We start from the raw sequence: 24,839 nt of genomic DNA on the forward strand, positions 1-24,839 counted from the left end.
TTGAACTCATAGCGCATTCCAAAATAAATAAACAATCACAATAGCTGCTTATTTATGCTTACAAAAAACATAGCACAGCCAATGAAAAAACAAAACATGAAAGATTATTCATGAATTATTCGTTATTCATTCATCCGTAAAATCGAGATGTTATTTAATCACTAAACAACGAGGGTTCCATAGTATGTTCTATTTAATAAAATAGAAAAGAGGATTCCAAAACGAATAACTATTCTTTTAGCTCTAACAAAGCTAATGTGAATAGTTTTTCGAGGAATTTATCATCATGACAAAAAAAGGAGCCTTTATAGCTCCTTTTTAATCCAATAAGTTATTTGATTTACTTATTGTGCCAGCGATCCGCTGCTGAGGTATCTGATTCTCGAGCATCAACCCACCGATTCTCTTCAGGGGTTTGCTCTTTTTTCCAAAATGGGGCTCGTGTCTTAAGATAATCCATAATGAACTCACACGCTTCAAATGAAGCTCCACGATGAGCACTTGAAACACCAACAAACACAATTTGATCGCCCAAATCAAGATCACCAACTCGGTGAATGACTCGAACTTGTAATAACGGCCAGCGGGCACGAGCTTGTTCAACAATCTCACTTAGCGCTTTTTCCGTCATACCAGGATAATGTTCTAAAGATAGACCAGTAACACTATCGCCTTGGTTAAAGTCGCGAACTTTTCCAATAAAAGTCACCACTGCACCAGCTTCTGTTCCTTGAGCTAATTTTTCATATTCATCAGCAACAGAGAAGTCTTCAAACTGAACCGAAATCATCGTTATCCTCCTGTTACAGGTGGAAAGAAAGCAACTTCATCGCCATCTTTAATCTCTGTATCGAGAGGACAAATTGTCTGGTTAACCGCGACTAATAACTTACCTGACTCTAATGCCAACTGCCATTTATCGCCACGAAGAGTCAATTGCTGACGTAATTCTTCTGCGGTATTAACGCTTGCTTCAACATCTATTTGAGACTGACCAACCAGCTCTTTTACTTGAGCAAAAAATAAAACTGTAATCATGCTTCTGCCTTAAAATGACCTGATTTTCCACCTGTTTTCTCAAGCAGACGAACCTGAGTGATAACCATATCTTTTTGTACGGCTTTACACATGTCATAAATAGTCAAGGCAGCAACAGATGCTGCAGTTAATGCTTCCATCTCTACGCCAGTTTTTCCAGCAAGCTTACAACATGATTCTATACGAACTTTGTTTTCGGCTTCAATAGCTTCAAGCTGAACTTCCACTTTTGAAAGTAAAAGGGGATGACAAAGAGGAATTAGATCCCAAGTACGTTTTGCCGCTTGAATACCCGCAATACGCGCAGTAGCAAACACATCGCCTTTATGATGTTGGCCTGAAATGATCAAAGCCAATGTTTCTGGAGCCATATGAACAAAGGCTTCAGCACGAGCTTCGCGAACTGTATCCGCTTTATTCGAAACATCAACCATATTGGCTTCACCAGAAGCGTTAATATGTGTGAATTGAGTCATTCTGAAAATTTCCTTTCTTTAAGGATGCGCAGAAACCCATCGATTAGAATACCCATGGGCTCAAATAAAATGTCTATCCGCCAATTGAGGCTAGATGAGGGGTCATGCCGGTTTTGCCTTCATCAAGAAAATGACCAACGGCTTTATTTTGTAATCCGGCTTGAATACGACTAATTAGCTCACCTTGTTGCTCATCTTGTTGGAGAAGATCACGCAGATCGACACCTTCTTCACCAAATAAACACAAGTGCAACTTACCCTTCGCAGAAACACGTAAACGGTTACAGCTTTGGCAAAAATTCTTTTCATACGGCATGATCAAACCAATCTCACCCATATAATCTGGATGACAGAACACTTGTGCTGGACCATCATTTTCACTTTTTACTTTGAGCAACCAACCATTTGCAATCAGATGATTACGAATACTCACCCCAGAAACATGGTGGTTAGTAAATAAGTTGTCCATTTCACCAGTCTGCATCAATTCAATAAATCGCAATTGAATAGGACGAGTTTTGATCCACTCAAGGAATTTAGGCAATTCTTGAGAGTTAAGATCACGCAACAAAACGGTATTAATTTTTACTTGTTCAAAGCCAGCATCGAAAGCGGCATCAATACCCTGCATAACTTGGTGAAACATATTCTCACCAGTAATTTGGTGGAACATTTTAGGATCAAGACTATCAACACTGACATTGATATTAGTAAGACCTGCATCTCGCCATGATTGAACATGCTTCGCCATGCGATAACCATTGGTTGTCATCGCAACTTTCTCAATACCTGGTTGAGAAGCGACAGTATGAATAATATCGGTAAAGTCACGGCGTAAGCTAGGCTCTCCGCCAGTAATACGAACCTTGCTAGTGCCACATTCAGCAAACGCAGACGTGACCCGACGGATTTCATCTATAGTCAGAAAAGAAGGTTTTTTCTCTTCTGGTTTATAGCCATCAGGCAAACAGTATGTACATTTAAAGTTACACACATCGGTAACAGAAAGTCGCAAGTAATAAAACTTACGATGGAAACTATCTTCAAATTGTTTCGCCACGGAACACCTTTCCAAATACGGGAGGCTAATCCATTTCTAGATCAACCCTGGTGACAAACCTCGTCACTGGCTTTATTACCTATCGTACAACTTAACTATTGCGACTTAGCAAATAAAGCTCGGAGCTATGGCTGTTATGCAAAGCAACTCATTCCATGAATCCTGAATTGCACAACGGCATTTATCTATTAAACATATCAGAGATTCAATCAGTGTCGATGATACTCTGCAAAAAATTATGCTGTATTCTACCTTTCAGGCGAAATAGCGACAATACTACTAAGGGATTTAATGAATAATTTGCCAATAAAAGAGAGGTCGTTATGTCAAATATTGTTGAATCAGCCACTCTAGATGATATTGCGTTGTATTTACAGCGAGAAGATGGCATTCCGCCCCAACAAGCTAAGCACGCAGCGCTAGAAGTGATCGCAGGTTTTAAAGACATGCAAGCAAAAGGACTCATCAAAGGATGGTATTTTAATGAACTGGGACAGCTTGAGTTGCTGCCTTCAGATAGCGCATTAAATTGGATTGCAAATCAAAAATAATTAATCTTGCGGTATCAAAATAAGAATAATCTATTATTTATCAAAAAGTTAAAACCAAAACAATTCGGCATCCGTTTTGCTTTTCCCAAGTTAATGAGAATAATGCAAAACGGAGCTTTTATGAGCCAACATATTCCCCTACTTCTGCAAAAAAGGCACATTTTACCGACAGGTCGCATGTTTATTCGCATTTTACCTGGCGTTCAAACAGAGACATTAAAAGCCTCTTTAGAAGATTGCTGCGAGCTGGGTATTTGTATGTATGAAAATACTGATAAAGATCAGCGTTTTTATCATATAGCAACTCGCGTTCATGTGGATGATTTCGATCTTGCCATTTATGACAATTCACTCACTATCAATATTTCTGGTATCGATAACGGCTTTATCAATGAAATAAGACAAGACCACGAAGGTGTTATCTGGGGAGATTATTCATCCATTCCTAAATGGCAAGAGATGAAAACACAACAAACACATAAATTACTGGCTGAGCGTCTAGAAATTATGTATCGAAGCCACCCTGAACTGGCTCAACAACATCAAGAAAAACAATTTGATAATCTAACCTGGTTATGTCAAAGATGGTTAGAAATACTGCCTCTTCCAACCAGCGAAAAACAATTATTAATGAATAGACCCAACTGCCTTGATACTTGTGATTATTTAATGAGTATGATGTTAGAGCCCCATTAAAGCCGGCTTTGATAACAACAACACCCATTTGCTTACACAATAAGCAAGAAGTTGCACTCAACGTGATATTACAGACACTTCACACGGTTTTGACTGTTTAAATAAATAAACTCTGATAAACTATTTTGAACACTATTCTTAAGTATAATTACACTGTAAATCATGGTTAATACGAATACATCAAATAAAAAAATCGTTGCCATTGGTGGTGGTCATGGCTTGGGGCGTATCCTTTCATCACTGTCTGACTATGGTTCTCAGGTCACAGGGATTGTTGCAACAACAGATAATGGAGGCTCAACAGGACGGATCCGCGCTTGCCAAGGGGGCATTGCTTGGGGTGATACCCGAAATTGCATCAATCAGCTAATTACTGAACCTTCTGTCGGCTCAATGATCTTTGAATATCGATTTCGCGGTAATGGCGAATTGAATGGTCACAATTTAGGTAATTTAATGTTAACCGCATTAGATAACCTCAGTGTTCGGCCATTAGATGCCATTAATTTGATTCGCGATATGTTGAAAGTATCGACTCACATTATTCCAATGTCTGAATATCCTGCCGATCTTGCAGCAATGACGCCTTCTGGTGAAATCATTTGTGGCGAAACCAGCGTTGATGAACTTATTGAAGTCCCTCAGCGTCTTTATGTAGATCCTGCAGTACCTGCGACCAAAGAGGCCGTTGTCGCCATTGAGCAAGCCGATTTAATTTTACTCGGCCCGGGCAGTTTCTTAACCAGTGTTATGCCATCATTACTGTTAAAAGAAATTGCTCAAGCTCTAAAACATACATCGGCTCGATTAGTTTTTATCACTAACCTAGATAAAGAGAATGGTCCAGCAGGACAGATGGATCTTGCTACTATGCTGCACTGGTGTGAACGTTCAATTGGAGGCAGAAGAATCGATATTATTCTTTCGGATAAATATTACGATGAGTTGGAATCTAGTTATCATCAGCATGTCTCCGATCTTGCCGCCAACAACCATGTATGGCGACATGATCGTAATAAATTAAAGCATGCTATTGAGCAACTCCTCATTGCTTGACATTAATTTATACTCTTGAGCAACACCTTGGACCATTTGGCGTAATTCCGGTAGATGGTCCATAATCCAAGAATCTTGTCCCTGTCGAACGCGAGATTCGCACTCTTGAGCAAGCAGAGCTAAATCGTCAGCGCCAAAACTTGCCGCACTGCTTTTAATTGAGTGACTAATTTCACCAATATCACTAACAGAGGGCTCGGCCAATAATTTAACCAGATATTGCTCTAGCTCATCACTAAATACATTAAATAAGAGTGAGACGGTATCTTCCCCTACTTCATCAGCAAGACGTTTTACTGTTTCAACGTTAACCTTAATTGTCATCGACTCAATCTCCTATTTGCTTGCCGCATCTTGCCAAGCTTGTAATTTTCTATAAATCGTAGAAGGACTAACCTCAAGAAGTCCTGCAGCGCGAGGGATATTCCCGTCACACGCATCAATGGCTTTTTGGATGGCCCGTTTTTCTACAATCCACAGCGGCTCAATTTTATTGTTATGTACCGACTCATTACTGTTATCGGCAAGAGAATATGTACTTTGTTCCAAACTATGATTGGAAACAGAATGAACAGTGTCTGCAATATTCGCGCCAATATCTTGATTTAGTGGTGGTGGTAACATTTCAGTGGTCACCACCTCTCCTGAGTGTAAAACCACAATATTACGAATCACATTTTGCAACTCTCGAATATTTCCAGGCCAGTTATATTTTTGAAAATACTCAACAACTTCAGGAGCAAAGCGGGTGAAATCTTTTCCTTCTTCAACCGAGGTCATTCCTAACAGCGCATGCGCAATTTCAATTACATCGCTTCCCCGTTCCCGTAATGGGGGTAGATTAATAGGAATAACATGCAATCGATAATAGAGATCTTCTCTAAAACGCCCCTCTTGAACTTCTACCCAAGGGTTACGGTTAGTTGCACAAACAAAACGAATATCAACAGTATTTGTTTTAGACGATCCTACTTTTTGATAGGTGCCACTTTGGATAAAACGCAGTAACTTACTTTGCAAATCCAAATCCATTTCGCACAACTCATCAAGAAAAAGGGTTCCATTATCAGCGAGTTCAACAGCACCTTGTCTTTCTGAAGAAGCCCCTGTAAATGCCCCTTTAACATGACCAAACAACTCACTTTCGATGAGCTCTTTTGGAATCGCAGCACAATTAAGGGCAACAAAAGGCTTATCATGGCGAGGACTTGCTGCATGAATGGCCTCAGCGCAAACCTCCTTACCCGTACCACTTTCTCCAGTAATAAATACTGTTGCTTTACTAGATGCGGCCGATTCAATAACTCGATATACCGCCTGCATCGCCAAGCTATTACCGATAAAGCCCTGATATTGCGCACCACTTTGCTTGGATTTAGGCTCAGCATTTGATTTGTGTTCTTGCTTTAATACGTTATTAACCGTAATTCGTAATCGATCAGCTTCACATGGTTTAATCAAAAAATCTTGAGCTCCATGACGCATAGCTTCTACAGCAACATCAATCGAACCATGAGCTGTCATAATAACGACAGCGAGATCCGGATGTAGCTCTCTAACAGCCGCAAGAACTTCAATCCCTGTCATATCTGGTAGACGTAGATCCAGCAGAATTAAGTCAGGAACAATATCATGAATAAAGCTCAGCGCTTCTTTACCCGTCCCGACTATATTGACATTTAAGCCTAACGGATTGAGGTAAGATTTATACAAAGCAGCAACAGATGCAGTGTCTTCAACCATTAGAACTTGTTTTTGTCGTGATTTGCTCTCCATTGCTCCCTCCAAAAATCAATCTAATTAAAATTAAGTTTAATCAATAAGAAAGATTATGTTCAAAAGATTCTCATTTTTTATAATCTTCTCATATTGAATTGCAAAACGCTTTGCAAAATGCAATAAAACAGGTGTAACAATGCAAATTTTGACCACAACAAAGTGACAAAGATAAGAATATAGGGATAAATAAGTACAACTGGAAAAGTTGGCACGGTCTCTGCTTTATATAAAGTAACTCTTACTTAAGAGTTAACCTAGCCAACTGACGTTGTTTGTGGAATCTATTCACTAAACAATGACGCCAACCGAACTTATTTCTCGGTTGGCTTTTTTTTATCTAATTTCTAGCTATTAGTGATAAATTGTTCACGAAGTGTGTGAATCTTATCTCTCAACTCGGCTGCTTTTTCAAATTCCAAATTTTGTGCAAAATCGTACATCTGTTTTTCAAGGTGTAGAATTTCACTTTCAAGCTGCTGCGGAGACATCGCCGAATACGTTCCTTTTTTCTCAGCAACTTTATGTAATTGAGCAGCTCGATTATGAGCTTTGGCCTTTGGACTACTTGAACCTAGCTCAAGAATATCAGCCACTTTCTTATTCAGTTTTTGAGGGGTAATACCATGTTGCTCATTATAGAGCTTCTGTTTATCCCGACGGCGTTCAGTCTCAGTTATAGCTCTTTCCATTGAGCCTGTAATCTTATCTCCATATAAGATAGCTTTACCTTCTAAGTTACGAGCTGCACGGCCAATCGTCTGGATAAGAGAGCGCTCTGAACGTAAGAAACCTTCTTTATCTGCATCTAAAATAGCGACCAACGAGACTTCTGGCATGTCTAAGCCTTCTCTAAGTAAGTTAATCCCCACTAACACATCAAACTCGCCCAAACGTAAATCACGAATGATCTCAACACGTTCAACCGTATCAATATCAGAGTGAAGATAGCGGACTCGAACGCCATGCTCAGCTAAATATTCGGTTAAATCTTCTGCCATTCGCTTAGTCAAGGTGGTGACTAGAACGCGTTCATCTTTCTCAGCTCGAATACGAATTTCAGACAAGAGATCATCGACTTGAGTTGCTACAGGACGAACTTCAATTTCAGGATCTAACAATCCAGTCGGTCTTACAACCTGTTCTGCAATTTCGCCATCAGACTTTTCAATTTCATACTTACCTGGCGTTGCTGAAACATAGATTGTTTGGGGTGCAAGAGATTCAAACTCTTCAAATTTTAACGGTCGGTTATCCAAAGCAGAAGGCAGACGGAAACCATACTCCACTAAATTTTCTTTACGCGAACGATCCCCTCGAAACATAGCTCCAATTTGCGAAACCGTAACGTGAGACTCGTCAATGATCAGTAAACCATCAGCAGGAAGGTAATCAAACAAAGTTGGAGGCGGCTCTCCCTCACTACGACCACTTAAATAACGTGAGTAGTTTTCAATACCTGAACAGAACCCTAGCTCATTCATCATTTCCACATCAAACTGAGTTCGTTGAGTAATACGTTGCTCCTCAACTAACTTATTACCATCCATAAATTGCTTACGGCGAGATTCTAACTCAACCTTAATACCTTCTATGGCTTCTAGAATTTTCTCACGAGGGGTTACATAGTGCGTTTTTGGATAAACGGTATAACGAGGAAGATCTTGCTGGATCACACCGCCAGTTAAGGGATCAAACAATGAAATACGATCAACTTCATCATCAAATAGCTCTATCCGCACCGCTTCTTTTTCTGATTCAGCCGGGAAAATATCAATTACTTCACCACGAACTCGAAATGTGCCTCGCTCAAAAGCCATATCATTTCGTGTATATTGCAATTCAGCTAAACGGCGTAAAATATCGCGCTGATCCAACATATCACCACGGCGCACATGCAACATCATTTTAAGATAAGAGTCAGGATCACCCAGACCATAGATAGCAGACACCGAAGCAATAATAATAACGTCTCGTCGTTCCATTAACGCTTTAGTGGCAGAAAGTCGCATCTGTTCGATATGAGCATTTACTGAAGCATCTTTTTCAATAAAAGTGTCGGTGGTTGGAACGTATGCTTCAGGTTGATAATAATCGTAATAAGAAACGAAATACTCAACAGCGTTATTAGGAAAGAACTCTTTCATCTCACCATAAAGTTGAGCTGCTAAGGTTTTATTGGGAGCAAGAAGTAATGTTGGACGCTTAGCCTCAGCTATCACATTCGCAATCGTAAACGTCTTTCCTGACCCTGTTACACCAAGTAACGTCTGGTGAGCGAGGCCCGCATCTAAGCCTTCAAGTAACTGCTTAATGGCTGTGGGTTGGTCTCCTGATGGAGAAAATTCAGACGCTATCGAGAATACATCATTCATTACAACGATACCTAAACTAAGATGAGTACCTTCATTTTGTAACGAATCATAAGAATGTCAATCTCGAAAAACTAAGATATAAAAATCTAACTATTACAAAGACTCTACGAGCCTTAATCTGTAAAGATATATGAAACATTTAATAAAAGCCTACAAAAATAATGTAGGCTTTATTATTAATTTAACAATAAACTATTATTTAATTAAACGAATCATTACTGCATTACTATTGTAGTTATCAGCATGACAAACTTCATCACCTTCAAAACGAACTTTTACTTTCTTATTATTTAGTAATGCTTTTTCAGCAAGGGATTGAAACTGCATAATATGAGAAGATGTATTAAACTCTAGATTACCATCAATTTCAGCATTACCACGAACGGAACGAGGAATTTCACCATCAAATACTGGTTGGTCTTGCGTTACACCTAAGCGTTTCCATGCAACCCATCCCTCTGATTCATTTTCTAATAGAACCATCACACCGTTATGTTCTGCTTGCACAGCTGCAATATTTACAGGCCCACAGTCTTGCCAATCACCAACATCTGAATGAACTCGATCATTTGCAAATGATGGTGATGCCATGACACAAAGTAGTGTTGCAAGGTATAGCTTTTTCATAAGGTCTCCATGATATATCTAGCCAACTATTAATTTAATTATAGAAAATCAAGTTAATTAACTGATTCGCAAATATCATTAAACACTACAGTTAATATGTAAAATACCCACTAGAAATAGTTATAAAGAATTAATAGATAAAAATTATAATTAATACAGTAGTATTAAGGTATAAATATAAAAATAATAAATATCACATATACTAAACCAAATATAATTATATTAAATTTAATAATTTTAATTCTAATTCAATAAAATAAATTGACAATATAATTAATAACTCTAAATGATATTTAGAATTACAATTTAAATTATTAATAGAAAAATCGAATATATAGATATCTAACTATATATTTACATTAGAAAATTAAATTTATTTTATTAAAAATTTTTAAACCCAGTAGACTAACAAACTTATCCACAGAATCTGTGGATAACACTGATGCAATCCAAATAAAAAACATAAAAATCAAATAGATAAATCAAAGTCAACTACTTTTAATAATAAAAAATTCATAATTTATATAATCGAGGAAACTTATAACAGACCATGCTCAACAAGCATTCAAACAGAAAGAAAACCAACCATAATTCAAGTGAGTGATTCTAGAAACTGATATACCTTAGTCGCTTTAAAGTAAGGGGAGGATAAGTATCTGGCTTGTAAGTAAAGCAATGAATTAGAAGGAACACTCCCTAACCGCTAATGATTAGGGAGAGAACATAAATTAGCAGCTGTGCGACATTAAGAATTGAATATCTTGACCTTGTTCATAATACACAGGTTCATTATCATAACTAAACAGTTTAAGTTTCTTACCATTTGCAGCATGATAGCTCAATTTACCATCAAGTAAATGCAACCAAGTGCCTTCAGGAATACCGATAACTGGCTCGTGTTGGTTAATTTCCAGGAACTCTTGAATACGCTCATCTCGCGTTTCACCCATATGACCTTCAACACTCGCTTCTAGATAATGAGGGTTGATCTGGAATGGGACAAAGTTTAGTGAAGAGAGCACAGCGGCTGTCACAATTGGCATATCATTAGTGGTTCGAATTGTTGGACAGCAAATATTGGTTCCTGCACTCCAACCAATATATGGCTTACCATCAAGTAATACCGCTTTACGTAAAGGACCTACAAGCCCCAAATCATGTAATGTTTTGTTTAAAATCCAAGTGTTTCCACCACTGACTAAGATACCATCAGCCTCTTCAATGGCCTTCACTGGATCTTGAGCTTGATGTAAACCAATCACTTCGCAATCAAGGCCAAAGCTATTAAAACTTTCTTGAACAGCAGCTACACGATCATCGTGACTGGAACGAATCACCGCGTATGGGATAAGTACTAATTTTTTTGCCCCGGTACGTTTGATTTGTTCAATAACTGCAGATTGAGCAAATTCCATAATGTTTGTATTGCCAGCAATTTTGCCGTTACTTAACAATAAAATATCCATCTATAATTCCCATTTCGCTGCGGTAATTTCACTATATGCTCAACAACATATAGCCATAACGTAAACCATCATCATGATATTTTGAGAAATTACTGCATCTTAGGTCACAAATTTTTACCTCTCGCTTTTTTATCAGATATTTTGACTGAATTTTCTGCAATCACCTTCTATAAACTGCTCTTAAAAGTAGCCTTACCCAAGAAAATATCGTTAACAATTTATCATTGTTGTTTGAATTATGTAAAAAACAGACAAAATAAGCGTAAGGATATGAGCAAATGACTCTGAATCATAAAAAACCCTACCCGAGAGGAGTTGTTATAACGGCCACAAAATCAGATAATATTCAGATCTTGATTTTAATATGTGTATAAGCCGGTATGACTGAATACCTTTTATTACTCGTGGGTACTGTGTTAGTTAACAACTTTGTACTCGTAAAATTCTTAGGGTTATGTCCATTTATGGGCGTATCTAAGAAGTTAGAAACAGCAATCGGTATGGGGTTAGCGACAACATTTGTACTAACTCTTGCTTCAGTGTGTGCATATTTAGTGGAAACCTATCTACTAGAACCATTAGGTTTAGAATACCTCCGAACACTAAGCTTTATTTTAGTGATTGCGGTAGTGGTTCAGTTCACTGAAATGGTGGTACACAAAACTAGCCCTACTCTCTATCGTCTGCTTGGCATTTTCTTACCATTAATTACGACAAACTGTGCCGTTCTTGGCGTTGCATTACTTAATGTAAATGAACACCACAACTTCATTGAGTCTGTTATTTATGGTTTTGGTGCCGCAGTTGGCTTCTCTCTTGTGCTGGTTCTGTTTGCTTCTATGCGTGAACGTATTGCCGCGGCTGATGTTCCTATGCCTTTCAAGGGGGCATCAATTGCTATGATTACCGCAGGCTTGATGTCTCTTGCCTTTATGGGCTTTACCGGATTGGTGAAATTGTAAGATGAGTGGAATTTTAATTGCCGTTATCGCTATTGCTATTCTTGCTGCCATCTTCGGCCTCATATTGGGCTTTGCTTCTATCCGCTTTAAAGTAGAAGCCGATCCCATCGTAGAACAAATTGATGCGATTTTACCGCAAACACAATGCGGTCAATGTGGCTATCCAGGTTGCCGTCCATACGCAGAAGCCGTAGCTAATGGTGACGCTATTAATAAGTGTACTCCTGGTGGTCAAGCAACCGTTGAAAAACTGGCTGACTTAATGGGAGTTGAAGCTGATGCTCCTGCACAAGAGGAAGAGCCTCTAAAATCAGTTGCTTTTATTCATGAAGATATGTGTATCGGCTGTACTAAGTGCATTCAAGCCTGTCCTGTTGACGCTATCGTAGGTGGAACTAAAGCTATTCATACTGTTATTAAAGATGAGTGTACAGGCTGTAAACTTTGTGTCGCACCTTGTCCTACTGACTGTATTGAGATGATTACCGTTGAAGAAACACCAGATACGTGGAAATGGAACTTAAATCAGATCCCTGTGGTGAATATTCCCGTCGAATCCGAGGCAGACAAGGCTAACTGATCATGCAATCAATTATCGAACAAATAAAACATGGCAAGCTTTGGGATTTTCATGGTGGTATCCATCCAGCAGAAAATAAAGCGCAATCAAGCCAAGCTCCAATCGCCTTTGCTGGTATTCCCCACGAGATTGTTCTGCCATTAAAACAGCATATTGGTACAAAGGGCGATATCATCGTCAATGTTGGTGATTATGTCTATAAAGGCCAACCACTCACACAAGGCGATATCGCAATGTGTGTGCCAATTCATGCTTCAACTTCAGGCACAATTACTGCCATTGAAGAGCGCACAACAGCACACCCTTCAGGTCTGAGTAATCTCTGTATTGTAATCAAACCTGATGGTAAAGATTCGTGGTTTGATTTACACCCTATTGCGGATTATGAATTAGAAAACAGTGAAGATCTGATAAATATCATTCGCTTAAATGGTATTGCAGGTTTAGGTGGCGCAGGCTTCCCTACCGCTCGTAAGTTACAAGGTGGTTTAGGCCAAGTTGATATTCTAATTATTAATGCGGCCGAATGTGAGCCTTATATTACCGCAGATGATCGCTTGATGCAGGATTATGCGGAAGAGGTTATCGAAGGCGTTCGAATTCTCCGTCATATTGTTAAACCACAATTAACCATTATCGGAATTGAAGATAATAAACCTGACGCGATCAAAGCGCTCGAACAACACGTTCATGATGGCGATAATATTCTTATTCGTGTTGTCCCAACTAAATATCCATCAGGCAGCTCTAAACAATTAGTTAAAATTTTAACTGGTCGCGAAGTACCTTCTGGTTCTCGTTCAACATCTGTTGGCGTTATTATGCAGAATATCGGTACAGCCTTTGCTATTAAGCGCGCGATTGTCAATGGAGAACCCTTGATTGAACGTGTAGTCACACTCACTGGCGATGCTTTTAGTCAACGTGGTAACTATTTTACCCGCTTAGGTACCCCTGTCTCCTATTTACTTGATACTTATGGTTATAAAGCAGATAAGAAATATCCTCGTGTCATTATTGGTGGTTCTTTAATGGGCTTTACATTGCCCCACCCTGAAGTGCCAATAACTAAAATCACGAACTGTATTTTAACTCCTAGCCGTAAAGAACTGCCACTTCATACTCATGAAATGGCATGTATTCGCTGCTCATCATGTTCCGATGTTTGCCCTTCATCATTGCTACCACAACAATTGCAGTGGTACGCAAAAGATAAAGACTACGACAAGTGTGAAGAGTACAACCTATCTGATTGTATTGAATGTGGTGCTTGTGCTTATGTCTGTCCTAGTGAGATCCCTCTAGTTCAATATTATCGCCAAGCAAAAGCTGAGATTTGGGCTCGAAAACAAGACGAAATCAATGCAGAGCGTGCACGCCAACGTTTTGAAGCCAAACAAGCTCGAATGGAACGAGATAAAGCAGAACGGGAAAATCGCTTTAAGAAAGCAGCGGACGATCGCCGCCAAGAGATGGCATCAACCGGTGGTAATGATGCAGTAGCCGCAGCTATAGCTCGAGTTAAAGCGAAACAAGCGGCTAAGAGTGAGGCTAATGAACCTAAACCAGCAGTCGCTGCAGCAATTGCTCGAGCAAAAGCGAAGCAAACGGCATCAGCACAAGCAGGAAACGAGACTCCTGATAATAGTGAAATGGCAAAACTTCGTGAAGAACGAAAACGTCAGGCAAGAGAACGTAAAGCTGCGCAGGCTGAAAATAAACAGACAGACGCTTCCACTGTAGATGAGAAACAATCTGCGGTTGCCGCTGCTGTGGCTCGCGCTAAAGCTCGAAAAGCAGCTCAGCAACAGGCGCAAAATGAGAAAACCGAAGTAGATACTCACGCAACTAGTACTGAAAGCGATCCGAAAAAAGCCGCGATTGCCGCTGCTGTGGCTCGCGCTAAAGCTCGAAAAGCCGCTCAGCAACAGGCGCAAAATGAGAAAACCGAAGTAGATACTCACGCAACTAGTACTGAAAGCGATCCGAAAAAAGCCGCGGTTGCCGCTGCTGTAGCTCGCGCTAAAGCTCGAAAAGCCGCCCAGCAACAGACGCAAAATGAGAATACTGAAGTAGATACTCACGCAACTAGTACTGAAAGCGATCCGAAAAAAGCCGCGGTTGCCGCTGCTGTGGCTCGCGCTAAAGCTCGGAAAGCAGCTCAGCAACAGGCACAAAATGAGAATACTGAAGTAGATACTCACGCAACTAGTACTGAAAGCGATCCGAAAAAAGCCGCGGTTGCCGCTGCTGTAGCTCGCGCTAAAGCTCGAAAAGCCGCTCAGCAACAGGCGCAAAATGAGAATACTGAAGTAGATACTCACGCAGCTAGTACTGAAGGCGATCCGAAAAAAGCCGCGGTTGCCGCTGCTGTAGCTCGCGCTAAAGCTCGAAAAGCCGCTCAGCAACAGGCGCAAAATGAGAAAACTGAAGTAGATACTCACGCAACTAGTACTGAAAGCGATCCGAAAAAAGCCGCGGTTGCCGCGGCTGTGGCTCGCGCTAAAGCTCGTAAAGCTGCTCAACAAGCAGCAAAAGAACAACAAAATGAGGAATGTTAGCCGTGTTTAATATTGCTAGCTCACCACACGCGCATAGTCGAAAAAGCACAAGTGCTATCATGCGAACCGTGATTCTTTGTGCTGCTTTTGGTATTGCGGCACAAACCTACTTCTTTGGTATCGGAACGCTCATTCAAGTACTGCTGGCCTCAACGGTTTCTGTACTTGCTGAAGCTTGTGTACTCAAATTTCGTAAGCGCCCTATTGTTCCTTACCTAAGAGATAATTCGGCACTACTTACGGGCGTATTAATTGGTATTTCGATTCCACCACTTGCACCATGGTGGTTAACGGTTATTGGGGTAATTTTTGCTATTGTCATCGCTAAGCATCTTTATGGCGGTTTAGGTCAAAACCTATTTAACCCAGCCATGGTTGCTTATGTGGTACTGCTAATTTCGTTCCCAGTACAAATGACGACTTGGTTGCCGCCCTCATCTCTGAGTGCGAATCCGACCTCAATGCTAGATAGTATCATGGCCATCTTTACTGGCTTTACACAAGATGGTTACAGTGTTCAACAACTTCGTCTATCAATCGATGGCGTGACGATGGCAACACCTCTTGATACTTTTAAAACTTCACTCACAACAGGTATGCATGCTGTCGATATTATGGCTAAACCTGTTTATGACTCTTTTGCAGGTATTGGTTGGGAGTGGGTAAACCTTGGATTCTTATTAGGTGGTCTTATTCTACTTAAGATGCGAATAATTCAATGGTATATCCCGGTTAGCATGCTGCTAGGTCTTTTTATTGCAAGTAGCATTGGCTATGTGGTTGATCCAGCCCAACATGCTTCACCACTGATTCATATGTTCTCTGGTGCAACCATGTTAGGAGCCTTCTTTATTGCGACTGACCCTATCACAGCATCAACAACAGTCAAAGGCCGCTTAATTTTTGGTGCATTCATTGGTGTTATGACATACCTCATTCGAACTCATGGTGGTTTCCCTGATGGTGTCGCATTCAGTGTACTACTCGCAAATATGTGTGTTCCTCTGATCGACTATTACACTCGACCTCGTACATACGGCCACACTCGATAGGAAGTAATATGTTTCAAGCAATGAAGAAAAATGGTGGCATCTTGGCACTCTTTGCCCTGCTTGCTACAGGTTTAGTGGCCATTACTCACCTTCTCACTGAAGGGCGTATCGCTAAACAACAAGAAATCGAACTCATGGATATCTTGAACCAAGTTGTTCCAGCCCAAAGCCATGATAATGTTCTTTATAAAAGCTGTACTTTGGTCAAAGATTTGCCTCGATTAGGTACGAATGATTCAGAGCCTGCTTATATTGCAACTAAGGATGGGAAACCTGTGGGTATTGCTATCCAAGCGATCGCACCTGATGGTTATAGTGGCGCAATTAAACTGATTGTAGGTTTAAATATGGATGGCGTCGTTACAGGTGTCCGTGTTCTACAACAAAATGAAACACCTGGATTAGGCGATAAAATTGAAACGTCAGTCAGTAACTGGATCTACAGTTTTAACGGCAAAAAAGTAAAAGGTGAAAATGACCCTGCTTGGCACGTTCGTAAAGATGGTGGCGAGTTTGATCAGTTTACAGGAGCAACCATCACCCCACGAGCTGTGGTTAAATCGGTAAAGAATGTGTCGCTGTTTTGGGATCAAAATAAAGACAAGATCCTTAACCAGCCACTAAATTGTTCAGGAGAGTAATAATGTCAACGAATACTGAACTGATGAAAAATGGTCTATGGTATAACAACCCAACTGTTGTTCAACTGCTGGGGTTGTGTCCATTATTAGCCGTTTCTGCAACCGTAACTAACGCGCTAGGTTTAGGTCTAGCAACCACTATGGTATTAGTCGGATCCAACCTTATTGTCTCTTTGATTCGTAACGTGGTTCCCTCCGAGATCCGTATTCCTGTCTTTGTGATGATCATTGCCGCATTAGTAACATGTGTTCAGCTTCTTATGAATGCTTATACTTATGGATTATATAAATCATTAGGTATTTTCATCGCTCTTATCGTTACCAACTGTATCATTATTGGTCGTGCAGAATCTTTTGCATCCAAAAATAAGCCTCTACCTGCAGTACTCGATGGCCTGTGGATGGGTTTAGGTATGACATCTGCTCTTGTCATTCTGGGTGCCATGCGAGAATTGCTCAGTAAAGGTACATTATTTGATGGCGCAGATCGTCTACTGGGCAGTTGGGCATCATCGCTACGAATTGAAGTGTTTCACTACGACAATGGCTTTTTACTTGCGATGCTACCACCAGGGGCTTTCTTTGGTGTTGGCCTAATGATCGCACTGAAGAATGTCATAGATAAAAAGCAGCAAGATAAGAAACATGCGGTAGAGCAACAAGCTAAAACCGTATCAACATCAGAATAAAGATAAAGGTGTCGCATTATGGCTAATAATAACCCGTAATAGCGACACCATCATTTCGCTTGGAAGCAAAGTCATGAATAATCAAAAGAGAGTTCAAATTCTCGAGCGTCTTCGCGCTGAAAATCCACATCCACAAACCGAACTTAACTGGTCAACACCTTTCGAGTTACTCATTGCCGTATTGCTCTCGGCACAAGCAACTGATGTGAGTGTCAATAAAGCAACCGATAAGCTTTATCCTATTGCTAATACTCCGCAAGCTATCTTTGATTTGGGTGTTGACGGCCTAAAAACCTACATTAAGACTATTGGGCTCTTTAATACGAAAGCTGAGAATGTGATAAAAACATGTCGCATTTTATTAGACAAACACAATGGTGAAGTACCCGAAGATCGCCAAGCTTTAGAGGCACTTCCAGGTGTTGGGCGAAAAACAGCTAACGTTGTCCTTAATACCGCTTTCGGTTGGCCAACAATTGCCGTTGATACGCATATTTTTCGAGTTTGTAATCGGACAAAGTTTGCCGAAGGTAAAAATGTTGATCAGGTAGAACAAAAACTCTTAAAAGTGGTGCCGGCCGAATTTAAAGTAGATGTCCACCACTGGCTGATTCTCCACGGCCGTTACACTTGTATCGCCCGTAAGCCTCGCTGTGGTAGTTGCATTATCGAAGATCTTTGTGAGTATAAAGAGAAAGTTTATCCCGATGAAGGTAAATAACCCTTGATACCCAAAGCGTTTCAATGCTAGACAATATCCCCCAACATTTAAGCCCTTATTTATAAATCAAAAAGTAAGGGCTTTTTTACAAACTGCGTCCTAAAGAGATCACGACTCGGCGATTTAGATTACGGCCAATAGGTGTAGTGTTATCGGCAATTTCTCGTCTCTCACCAAAGGCTTGTACTTTAATTCGATCTGGTGGTAATCCTAAAGAAATAAAGTATTCATGAAGCTTATTCGCACGACGTTCAGACAAGTCTTGGTTCTCATTTTTGGTCCCAAAAGAGTCGGTATATGTTGCCACCAGCACTAAATCAACATCTTTTGCAGCACGGACAAAATCAGCAATTTGCATCAATCGCTTTTGTGATAGCTCATTCAGTTCTTCGCTATCATTATCATAGTGCAAAATAGTGAAAGATATATCATCAAAGCTATAAGGAAGGAGTTGATTCAAACACTGATTAAACTCTTGATAAGGCTTTTGAAATGCAACAGCAGATAAGCCGACATCGATATAACGATTACTATGATACCAATCTCGATAACTGAAAGTAGGATTTCGTCCTCGCTCCAATTCAGATAGCATAGTCCATGCTGTTTTTCCGCCAACATAACCATTAAATTGCTTAAAGAATTTCAGCTTTAACATTCGCTGAGCAGCATCGCCAGGCATCCAACGAGCAGGCATTGAAACCAAATTTACATTTGCAGTCTGTCCTGTCGAACGATATAAATCGATCTCAAAATCCAGATTGATTTTTTTCCCCGCTTTAGAGACAAATTGCGCCAAGCCATAACCTGGAATTTGATGTACCAACTGGCATTCAAGCTGGGTCTTGGTTTTTAACTGCCACTGAGACTGGGACGGTTTAGCCAAATACTGGGTTACGGCAAAACTTGGTAATGGTAAAAATAAGCCGCAGCATAAGAGACAACGACTTATTATTGTTAACTGTTTTTGATACCAAGTCATAACGTTCACTGTATTTATTTACCGAGATTCCCTACTCTTATCGGCCAAACAAATAAGAACTTTAATGATTAATATACACTCATACTGACTATTGATTTCATGTCGCCAATTCGCATCTTAGAGTAGTTTGGGTATAATTAACGATCCATTTATCTACATAAATTGTGTCATGAGCCAAAATAACGAATTCAATAGCCTTAAAAGCCGCTTTCGTGGGTATTTCCCTGTTGTTATCGATGTTGAAACAGCAGGTTTTAATGCTCAAACCGATGCCTTATTAGAGATTTGTGCTGTCACACTAAAAATGGATGACGATGGCTGGCTACATCCAGCAACCACGATCCATTTTCATGTAACGCCATTTGAAGGGGCTATTCTGCATAAAGAAGCGCTTGAATTTAATGGTATCCGTGACCCTTTTAGTCCTCTTCGCGGCGCTGTCTCTGAAGAAACAGCGTTAAAAGAAATCTTTAAACAAATTCGTAAAGAGCAGAAAAATGCTGACTGTTCTCGTGCCATCATGGTTGCACATAATGCGAATTTCGATCACAGCTTTGTGATGGCTGCCGCAGAACGGGCAAAATTAAAACGCAATCCGTTTCATCCATTTGCCACTTTTGATACCGCAGCGTTAAGTGGCTTAGCTCTAGGTCAAACCGTATTAGCGAAAGCATGCCAGACCGCGAATATTCCTTTTGACAATAAAGAGGCTCATTCAGCATTATATGACACAGAACGTACTGCTGAACTATTTTGCAAGATTGTTAACAAATGGAAAGCATTGGGCGGTTGGCCTCTTGTTGATGATGAAACAGAAGAAAATCAAAACGATTAAAACATCAACAATTTAGAATCTAATTCTATTTCTAAAGCTCGAATTTATCGGGCTTTTTTTTCGTCAAAATATTAGAAAACTCCCATCAAACACACGTTTTAAACATGAAAACGAATAAAGCTTGTGCGAATAACATGAGCTTTATCAATATAAGGTTACAACAAGTTAACATTCCCTCTCGCAATACTTATACTAGGTAGATTAGGCAGATAACAAAAATTCTGGCTAAAAAAAACAATAATGATCTCTTCATGGAAGATCCAAACAAGAAGCTAAATAAATATAAGAGAGGCAGTTTCATGTCTATAAAAAAACGCTATATCAGCTTAGCGATTGCCAGTTTATTATCATCGCAATCCTATGCCGCAGGTTTTCAGGTATCAGAGCATTCGGCATCAGGATTAGGACGCGCATTTGCTGGTGAAGCCGCTATCGCTGACGATGCTTCAGTTATTGGCCGAAACCCAGCTGCCATGACCCACTTTAAGCAAGCTGAATTTTCTGGCGCACTCAGTGTTATTAATCCTTCGATTGATATTTATGACCATACTTGGGATCAAGGCGCAGAAGATGTTGCTCCTATCGCTTTTGTCCCTGCCGGTTATTATGTTCATCCAGTGAATGATCAACTCGCTGTAGGCTTAGCCATGTTCTCAAACTATGGTGTAACAACGGACTACCCAACTAACTTTAATGCAGGCTCGCTAGCGGGAAAAACTTCTCTTCTCACTGTTAATCTAAACCCTAGTATTGCCTATAAACTCACTCCGCAATTAAGTATTGGTGGTGGTGTTAGCCTTGTTTATGGTAAAGCGGAACTCAACCGCCATCTAGGTAGTTTATCTATCGCCGTTCCAGGTTCTAATCCAAGTGATAAGACAATTAGTATGGAAGGTGATACATGGGCTTGGGGTTGGAACATCGGAGCTTTCTACGAGCTTAATGAGAATAACCGTTTTGGCCTAAGCTATCGTTCTCAAGTAGATTTAGATTTTGACGGTGATTTCACCGATTATCTAGGTGTCATTACAGGTAAACCTAATAATACCATTACCGGTAGCTTATCTGTTCCACTTCCAGCTATAGCTGAATTCTCAGGCTTCCATCAACTAAATAAACAGTGGGCTCTTCATTACAGCTTACAATGGACTCAGTACAGTAAATTTAAAGAATTGCGTGCAACCAGTTCTGAATGTAAACCTGGCTATAATGGCCAATCTGGCGTCTGTTTATTAAAAGAAGAAGACTACGATGATACATATCGTTGGGCAATTGGTACAACTTATACACTAAATCCATTATGGACTTTACGTGCAGGCTTTGCTTTTGATGAGCAGGCAGGCAAACCAACACTGAGTATTCCTGATACTGATCGCTACTGGTACTCAGCGGGAGCGACTTACCACTACAATCAACATCTATCATTTGATGCTGGTTTCTCATTTATTTACAGCTCTGAAGCAACATTTACCGAAGATAGCAGTACTTTCACGTCTAAAGGTAAAGCTTACCTTGCTGCCGTTCAAGCTAACTATAAGTTCTAAGTAAATTAATGAGGAATACTACAATGAAAAAACACTATTTAGCTTTAATTATCGCAGCAAGCTTAGGACTGACAGCGTGTGGTGGTGACAGTAAAACCACAGGAACACCAACAGTAAATCCAGATATTGCTGATAGCTTAAAAGCTGAAACCAAAGTTAATTTTGATATTATATCTAACCCAACGGCACCTATCATTGTCATGCCAACTTATCTGGCAATGGATCAACAAGATGGGACCTTAAGTGTTGAAAGTAGCGCAGTCGATCCCACTAACTTAGGAGATCCTCTCGTTGCTATGGGCGAAACCGACGGTTGGAGTACCAGTCAACCAATTCAAATTAACTTTACTGGTAACCCACTTGACCCAACAACGGGCAATAACAGCTTCCATCTTATCAAATCAGGCGATCCAACCAATCAAGCCGATACAACACAACCAACAGAGCTGGTTGCAGGTGTTGATTATCAAGTAATGATTTCAGGTGATACTTTAACTGCAATCTTACTTAAACCGTTAGATCCAGCAAGCAACTATATGTTTGCAGTTACTAACGATCTGCTTGATAGTAAAGGTAATCCCGTAGGTATGAGTAACTCTTATGCCGCAATAAAAGCAACAACACCACCTCCATCAAGTGCCTTGCTGCCAGCACAAGCGATTACTCATGCCACTGAAAATGAATTTGCTCAAGTTGGTGTTGATAAATCTAAGATCATATTTTCATCATGGTTTACAACTGCATCGGTTGGTGATGTGTTGTTTGCAGCAAAATCAGCTACCGCTCTTGCAATACAAAATGGTGCTGAGAATGTTTGGAAAGGTACTGCAAAAGCAGAAGATATCACGCCATCACAGCTTAGCTCTCTGTTTAAAATAGATTTACCAACTGACGCTGGAAAAACTGTTGAGGGTAAAGGTGAAATTTATAAAGGTAATATAACCCTACCTTACTATCTTGATATTCGTCCGGATCATTTTTTAACCACACCTTGGCAAAGTGGTATGCCAAGCTTGGCTAAAATCCAATATGTACTGACTCATGGTAGCGATGCTGATAAACAGGCCGTTCAACAACAATTAAATGATCTTGGTGTCGATCCTCAAGATTTGGCAGTTGTTGGAACCGATCCAAAAGCACAAGTTCGTGTGTTAAGCGCCTTAACAGGAGCAAAAATAACACTGGCTGACGGAAAACAACTGGATCCACAACGAATCATTACTCGTTACAGCCCAGTACCAGAGCTTAAATCTGTGCAAACATTTGAGTATACTCTGGTACTACCAACCAAAGCGGAATGCCAACAACCGCTCACAAATGCAGTTACTATTTATCAACACGGTGTAACAAACAGCAAAGATACGCAGATAAAAACCACTCTTGCAGATCAGTTAATTGGTGACCAATGTCGAGCTATTTTTGCCATCAATCACCCTCTGCATGGCGATCGTGGTGTTGCTGGTCAAAACGCAGCAACAAATCCATCCATGTATCTAAACCTTGCATCCCTAACCGTTGCTCGCGACAACTTGCGCCAAAGTGTGACGGATGTGATAAACCTTAGAGCATCCATTGGTAAAATCTTTGCTCAAATGGCCCAAGCTCCAGAGTCCATTGCAAGTTTAGGGGTGTTAAACCGATTAAACCCTACTGTAGGCGTTAATTTTGTTGGTCACTCATTAGGGGCGATTACTGGTGTTGATGTAGCTAATATTGCAAACCGCTCTATTGGCAATGAAGTTGCAGATCAAACTTTCTTTAATATCGATGCCGTGGCTCTTGCAAACCCAGGTGCTGAAATTCCTTATCTACTACTGAACTCACAAGAATTTAGTTCTCTGATCAAAGGCAGCATTGTTGCAAGTGTCGATAAACAGTTTGCTGCGCAATGTGGTAACACTAATTTAGGCGTTTGCTATGCGGTGTATCAAAATAAACTCATCAATGACGGGACTCCAGAATCACTAGCAACACTACAAGCACTTTATGCTTCATTTAATCAGTTTGCCTTTGCGGCACAGACGGTAATGGATACAGTTGACCCAATCAATCACTCTGCGTTTGTGCCTAAAGAGCTGCCGGTTTACTTAGCACAGGTGAAAAATGATCAGGTTATCCCTAACTACACACCGTTAGGACAAACGGTAGCAAGCACAGATATCCCAGTACCATACTCACCATTTACAGGCACTACTCCACTATTAAAAACATTGGCACTCACTCCAACCACAGTACCCATTAAGGACACGGTTGTAAGAAATGCCGCTCTATTTAATGCAGGAGGCCACTCTTCACTTCTAAACCCTACTCCAAGTGGAGCAGTTACTGCAGAAATGCAATCAGAGGTACATTCCTTTATCAGCAGCAATGGTAAAGAACTCACTATCAGCAATCACTCTGTTCTAGATAGTCAACCATAAAGAGCTCTAGATAAAGCATCAAACAAAAAGGCTAGCACTCGCTAGCCTTTGTTTTATCCCAATATCAAACAATAACCGAGATATTATAGATCTTCGGTATGCTCAGACAGATACTTCGCTACCCCTTCAGGAGATGCGTTCATACCTTCTTTACCCTTCTCCCATTGAGCTGGGCACACTTCACCATGTTTTTCATGGAATTGAAGTGCATCCACCATACGTAGCATTTCATCAATGTTACGACCAAGAGGCAGGTCATTGATTACCTGATGACGTACCATACCTTCTTTATCGATCAAGAAAGAACCGCGGAACGCCACACCCGCTTCTGGATGCTCAACATCATAAGCTTGGCAAATTTCATGTTTAGTATCAGCAACTAACGGGTACTGAACCGGGCCAATACCACCATCTTCTACTGCTGTATTGCGCCAAGCGTTATGAGAAAATTGAGAGTCGATCGATACGCCAATAACTTCAACGCCTTTTTCTTTAAAATCGTTATAACGCTTATCAAAAGCAATAAGTTCGGATGGACAAACAAAAGTGAAATCGAGTGGATAGAAGAACACAACCGCAGGTTTACCCTGAATATGTTGAGCAAGATTAAAACTATCAACGATTTCGCCATTGCCTAAAACAGCAGCAGCGGTAAAGTCAGGGGCAGGACGACCTACTAAAACACCCATAGTTAACTCCATTAACTGAATTGATAATATTTACAACTAACTTAT

General features: G+C 40.3%; 24 protein-coding genes and 1 riboswitch. Of the genes, 13 read left to right on the top strand and 11 right to left on the bottom strand.

Annotated features, from left to right (window positions below; all coding sequences use genetic code 11):
• Positions 1-340: 340 nt before the first annotated feature.
• From moaE to moaA, 4 genes are all read right to left on the bottom strand, one after another.
• On the bottom strand, positions 341-790 hold the full coding sequence (moaE, locus tag WAX86_RS10180) for a molybdopterin synthase catalytic subunit MoaE (RefSeq protein WP_044175071.1): 450 nt from the start codon (positions 788-790) through the stop codon (positions 341-343).
• A gap of 2 nt (positions 791-792) precedes the next feature.
• Complete coding sequence (moaD, locus tag WAX86_RS10185; protein WP_005298404.1) at positions 793-1,038, bottom strand: molybdopterin synthase sulfur carrier subunit; 246 nt, start codon at positions 1,036-1,038, stop codon at positions 793-795.
• A complete protein-coding gene (gene moaC / locus WAX86_RS10190) occupies positions 1,035-1,514 on the bottom strand; it encodes a cyclic pyranopterin monophosphate synthase MoaC (protein ID WP_005298402.1) in 480 nt (159 codons plus the stop codon). Before moaC ends, moaD begins: the two co-directional genes overlap by 4 nt.
• 73 nt (positions 1,515-1,587) lie before the next feature.
• Positions 1,588-2,574: a GTP 3',8-cyclase MoaA gene (gene moaA, locus WAX86_RS10195; RefSeq protein ID WP_065172647.1), complete on the bottom strand. Its 987-nt coding sequence runs from the start codon at positions 2,572-2,574 to the stop codon at positions 1,588-1,590.
• A riboswitch (molybdenum cofactor riboswitch) is annotated at positions 2,563-2,711 on the bottom strand. Its footprint overlaps the gene before it by 12 nt.
• A 186-nt stretch (positions 2,712-2,897) precedes the next feature.
• Between moaA and WAX86_RS10200 the strand changes: the two genes are divergently transcribed.
• The 3 genes from WAX86_RS10200 to yvcK all read left to right on the top strand — a co-directional run bounded on the left by WAX86_RS10200 (position 2,898) and on the right by yvcK (position 4,877).
• Positions 2,898-3,125 carry a hypothetical protein gene (locus WAX86_RS10200; RefSeq protein ID WP_341488744.1) on the top strand — a complete coding sequence of 76 codons (228 nt, stop codon included), beginning with the start codon at positions 2,898-2,900 and terminating at the stop codon, positions 3,123-3,125.
• 120 nt (positions 3,126-3,245) lie between these two features.
• On the top strand, positions 3,246-3,821 hold the full coding sequence (locus WAX86_RS10205; protein WP_341488745.1) for an LON peptidase substrate-binding domain-containing protein: 576 nt from the start codon (positions 3,246-3,248) through the stop codon (positions 3,819-3,821).
• A gap of 162 nt (positions 3,822-3,983) precedes the next feature.
• On the top strand, positions 3,984-4,877 hold the full coding sequence (yvcK, locus tag WAX86_RS10210) for a uridine diphosphate-N-acetylglucosamine-binding protein YvcK (RefSeq protein WP_065172648.1): 894 nt from the start codon (positions 3,984-3,986) through the stop codon (positions 4,875-4,877).
• Here the strand turns inward: yvcK and WAX86_RS10215 are convergent.
• The 5 genes from WAX86_RS10215 to pepE form a co-directional block, all read right to left on the bottom strand.
• Entirely contained in the window at positions 4,842-5,201 is a 360-nt protein-coding gene (locus WAX86_RS10215) for an Hpt domain-containing protein (protein WP_044175059.1), read from the bottom strand. The two genes, yvcK and WAX86_RS10215, sit on opposite strands and share 36 nt — an antisense overlap.
• A gap of 12 nt (positions 5,202-5,213) precedes the next feature.
• Positions 5,214-6,653, bottom strand: coding sequence for a quorum-sensing sigma-54 dependent transcriptional regulator LuxO (gene luxO, locus WAX86_RS10220; protein WP_341488746.1), 1,440 nt, complete (start codon positions 6,651-6,653; stop codon positions 5,214-5,216).
• A 347-nt stretch (positions 6,654-7,000) separates the two neighbouring features.
• A complete protein-coding gene (uvrB, locus tag WAX86_RS10225) occupies positions 7,001-9,028 on the bottom strand; it encodes an excinuclease ABC subunit UvrB (RefSeq protein ID WP_068969135.1) in 2,028 nt (675 codons plus the stop codon).
• A 195-nt stretch (positions 9,029-9,223) separates the two neighbouring features.
• Positions 9,224-9,655 (bottom strand): hypothetical protein, encoded by a 432-nt coding sequence (locus WAX86_RS10230; RefSeq protein WP_065172651.1) that lies wholly within the window; start codon positions 9,653-9,655, stop codon positions 9,224-9,226.
• Between the two features lie 728 nt (positions 9,656-10,383).
• A complete protein-coding gene (gene pepE, locus WAX86_RS10235; RefSeq protein ID WP_341488747.1) occupies positions 10,384-11,121 on the bottom strand; it encodes a dipeptidase PepE in 738 nt (245 codons plus the stop codon).
• Positions 11,122-11,501: 380 nt separating this feature from the next.
• Here pepE and rsxA point away from each other — a divergent pair, with 380 nt between their 5' ends.
• From rsxA to nth, 7 genes are all read left to right on the top strand, one after another.
• Positions 11,502-12,083 (top strand): electron transport complex subunit RsxA, encoded by a 582-nt coding sequence (rsxA, locus tag WAX86_RS10240; protein ID WP_005298387.1) that lies wholly within the window; start codon positions 11,502-11,504, stop codon positions 12,081-12,083.
• Between the two features lies 1 nt (position 12,084).
• Complete coding sequence (gene rsxB / locus WAX86_RS10245) at positions 12,085-12,663, top strand: electron transport complex subunit RsxB (protein WP_065172653.1); 579 nt, start codon at positions 12,085-12,087, stop codon at positions 12,661-12,663.
• Positions 12,664-12,665: 2 nt separating this feature from the next.
• On the top strand, positions 12,666-15,224 hold the full coding sequence (gene rsxC / locus WAX86_RS10250; RefSeq protein WP_341488748.1) for an electron transport complex subunit RsxC: 2,559 nt from the start codon (positions 12,666-12,668) through the stop codon (positions 15,222-15,224).
• On the top strand, positions 15,218-16,276 hold the full coding sequence (gene rsxD / locus WAX86_RS10255) for an electron transport complex subunit RsxD (protein ID WP_081313159.1): 1,059 nt from the start codon (positions 15,218-15,220) through the stop codon (positions 16,274-16,276). The genes rsxC and rsxD overlap by 7 nt, the downstream gene beginning before the upstream one ends.
• Positions 16,277-16,284: 8 nt before the next feature.
• A complete protein-coding gene (gene rsxG / locus WAX86_RS10260) occupies positions 16,285-16,917 on the top strand; it encodes an electron transport complex subunit RsxG (RefSeq protein WP_151170730.1) in 633 nt (210 codons plus the stop codon).
• A gap of 2 nt (positions 16,918-16,919) precedes the next feature.
• Complete coding sequence (locus tag WAX86_RS10265) at positions 16,920-17,606, top strand: electron transport complex subunit E (protein ID WP_115426491.1); 687 nt, start codon at positions 16,920-16,922, stop codon at positions 17,604-17,606.
• A gap of 73 nt (positions 17,607-17,679) precedes the next feature.
• Positions 17,680-18,327 carry an endonuclease III gene (nth, locus tag WAX86_RS10270; protein WP_065172656.1) on the top strand — a complete coding sequence of 216 codons (648 nt, stop codon included), beginning with the start codon at positions 17,680-17,682 and terminating at the stop codon, positions 18,325-18,327.
• Positions 18,328-18,412: 85 nt separating this feature from the next.
• On the opposite strand, the gene WAX86_RS10275 is transcribed toward nth, so the two are convergent.
• Positions 18,413-19,306 (bottom strand): OmpA family protein, encoded by an 894-nt coding sequence (locus WAX86_RS10275; protein ID WP_065172657.1) that lies wholly within the window; start codon positions 19,304-19,306, stop codon positions 18,413-18,415.
• 169 nt (positions 19,307-19,475) lie between these two features.
• Between WAX86_RS10275 and rnt the strand changes: the two genes are divergently transcribed.
• The 3 genes from rnt to WAX86_RS10290 all read left to right on the top strand — a co-directional run bounded on the left by rnt (position 19,476) and on the right by WAX86_RS10290 (position 24,105).
• On the top strand, positions 19,476-20,141 hold the full coding sequence (rnt, locus tag WAX86_RS10280; protein ID WP_069531771.1) for a ribonuclease T: 666 nt from the start codon (positions 19,476-19,478) through the stop codon (positions 20,139-20,141).
• Positions 20,142-20,440: 299 nt separating this feature from the next.
• Positions 20,441-21,685 (top strand): outer membrane protein transport protein, encoded by a 1,245-nt coding sequence (locus WAX86_RS10285; RefSeq protein ID WP_065172676.1) that lies wholly within the window; start codon positions 20,441-20,443, stop codon positions 21,683-21,685.
• Positions 21,686-21,708: 23 nt separating this feature from the next.
• The gene (locus WAX86_RS10290; protein WP_341488749.1) at positions 21,709-24,105 is read left to right on the top strand and encodes a VolA/Pla-1 family phospholipase; all 2,397 of its coding nucleotides are present in this window, start codon (positions 21,709-21,711) and stop codon (positions 24,103-24,105) included.
• 83 nt (positions 24,106-24,188) lie between these two features.
• Here the strand turns inward: WAX86_RS10290 and WAX86_RS10295 are convergent, their stop codons facing one another.
• Positions 24,189-24,794, bottom strand: coding sequence for a peroxiredoxin C (locus WAX86_RS10295; protein ID WP_341488750.1), 606 nt, complete (start codon positions 24,792-24,794; stop codon positions 24,189-24,191).
• Between the last annotated feature and the right edge of the window lie 45 nt (positions 24,795-24,839).

It is taken from the genome of Photobacterium damselae subsp. damselae, assembly GCF_038086725.1.
Classification (GTDB): domain Bacteria; phylum Pseudomonadota; class Gammaproteobacteria; order Enterobacterales; family Vibrionaceae; genus Photobacterium; species Photobacterium damselae.

Excerpts from the sequence above, each read along its gene's own strand:
- rsxD (WP_081313159.1), top strand. The coding sequence starts at position 15,218 with ATGTTAGCCGTGTTTAATATTGCTAGCTCACCACACGCGCATAGTCGA.
- WAX86_RS10285 (WP_065172676.1), top strand. The coding sequence starts at position 20,441 with ATGTCTATAAAAAAACGCTATATCAGCTTAGCGATTGCCAGTTTATTA.
- rnt (WP_069531771.1), top strand. The coding sequence starts at position 19,476 with ATGAGCCAAAATAACGAATTCAATAGCCTTAAAAGCCGCTTTCGTGGG.
- rsxA (WP_005298387.1), top strand. The coding sequence starts at position 11,502 with ATGACTGAATACCTTTTATTACTCGTGGGTACTGTGTTAGTTAACAAC.
- rsxG (WP_151170730.1), top strand. The coding sequence starts at position 16,285 with ATGTTTCAAGCAATGAAGAAAAATGGTGGCATCTTGGCACTCTTTGCC.
- nth (WP_065172656.1), top strand. The coding sequence starts at position 17,680 with ATGAATAATCAAAAGAGAGTTCAAATTCTCGAGCGTCTTCGCGCTGAA.
- WAX86_RS10205 (WP_341488745.1), top strand. The coding sequence starts at position 3,246 with ATGAGCCAACATATTCCCCTACTTCTGCAAAAAAGGCACATTTTACCG.
- WAX86_RS10275 (WP_065172657.1), bottom strand. The coding sequence starts at position 19,306 with ATGACTTGGTATCAAAAACAGTTAACAATAATAAGTCGTTGTCTCTTA.
- pepE (WP_341488747.1), bottom strand. The coding sequence starts at position 11,121 with ATGGATATTTTATTGTTAAGTAACGGCAAAATTGCTGGCAATACAAAC.
- moaC (WP_005298402.1), bottom strand. The coding sequence starts at position 1,514 with ATGACTCAATTCACACATATTAACGCTTCTGGTGAAGCCAATATGGTT.
- uvrB (WP_068969135.1), bottom strand. The coding sequence starts at position 9,028 with ATGAATGATGTATTCTCGATAGCGTCTGAATTTTCTCCATCAGGAGAC.
- WAX86_RS10200 (WP_341488744.1), top strand. The coding sequence starts at position 2,898 with ATGTCAAATATTGTTGAATCAGCCACTCTAGATGATATTGCGTTGTAT.
- rsxC (WP_341488748.1), top strand. The coding sequence starts at position 12,666 with ATGCAATCAATTATCGAACAAATAAAACATGGCAAGCTTTGGGATTTT.
- WAX86_RS10230 (WP_065172651.1), bottom strand. The coding sequence starts at position 9,655 with ATGAAAAAGCTATACCTTGCAACACTACTTTGTGTCATGGCATCACCA.
- moaD (WP_005298404.1), bottom strand. The coding sequence starts at position 1,038 with ATGATTACAGTTTTATTTTTTGCTCAAGTAAAAGAGCTGGTTGGTCAG.
- moaE (WP_044175071.1), bottom strand. The coding sequence starts at position 790 with ATGATTTCGGTTCAGTTTGAAGACTTCTCTGTTGCTGATGAATATGAA.
- WAX86_RS10265 (WP_115426491.1), top strand. The coding sequence starts at position 16,920 with ATGTCAACGAATACTGAACTGATGAAAAATGGTCTATGGTATAACAAC.
- WAX86_RS10215 (WP_044175059.1), bottom strand. The coding sequence starts at position 5,201 with ATGACAATTAAGGTTAACGTTGAAACAGTAAAACGTCTTGCTGATGAA.
- WAX86_RS10295 (WP_341488750.1), bottom strand. The coding sequence starts at position 24,794 with ATGGGTGTTTTAGTAGGTCGTCCTGCCCCTGACTTTACCGCTGCTGCT.
- yvcK (WP_065172648.1), top strand. The coding sequence starts at position 3,984 with ATGGTTAATACGAATACATCAAATAAAAAAATCGTTGCCATTGGTGGT.
- WAX86_RS10290 (WP_341488749.1), top strand. The coding sequence starts at position 21,709 with ATGAAAAAACACTATTTAGCTTTAATTATCGCAGCAAGCTTAGGACTG.
- luxO (WP_341488746.1), bottom strand. The coding sequence starts at position 6,653 with ATGGAGAGCAAATCACGACAAAAACAAGTTCTAATGGTTGAAGACACT.
- rsxB (WP_065172653.1), top strand. The coding sequence starts at position 12,085 with ATGAGTGGAATTTTAATTGCCGTTATCGCTATTGCTATTCTTGCTGCC.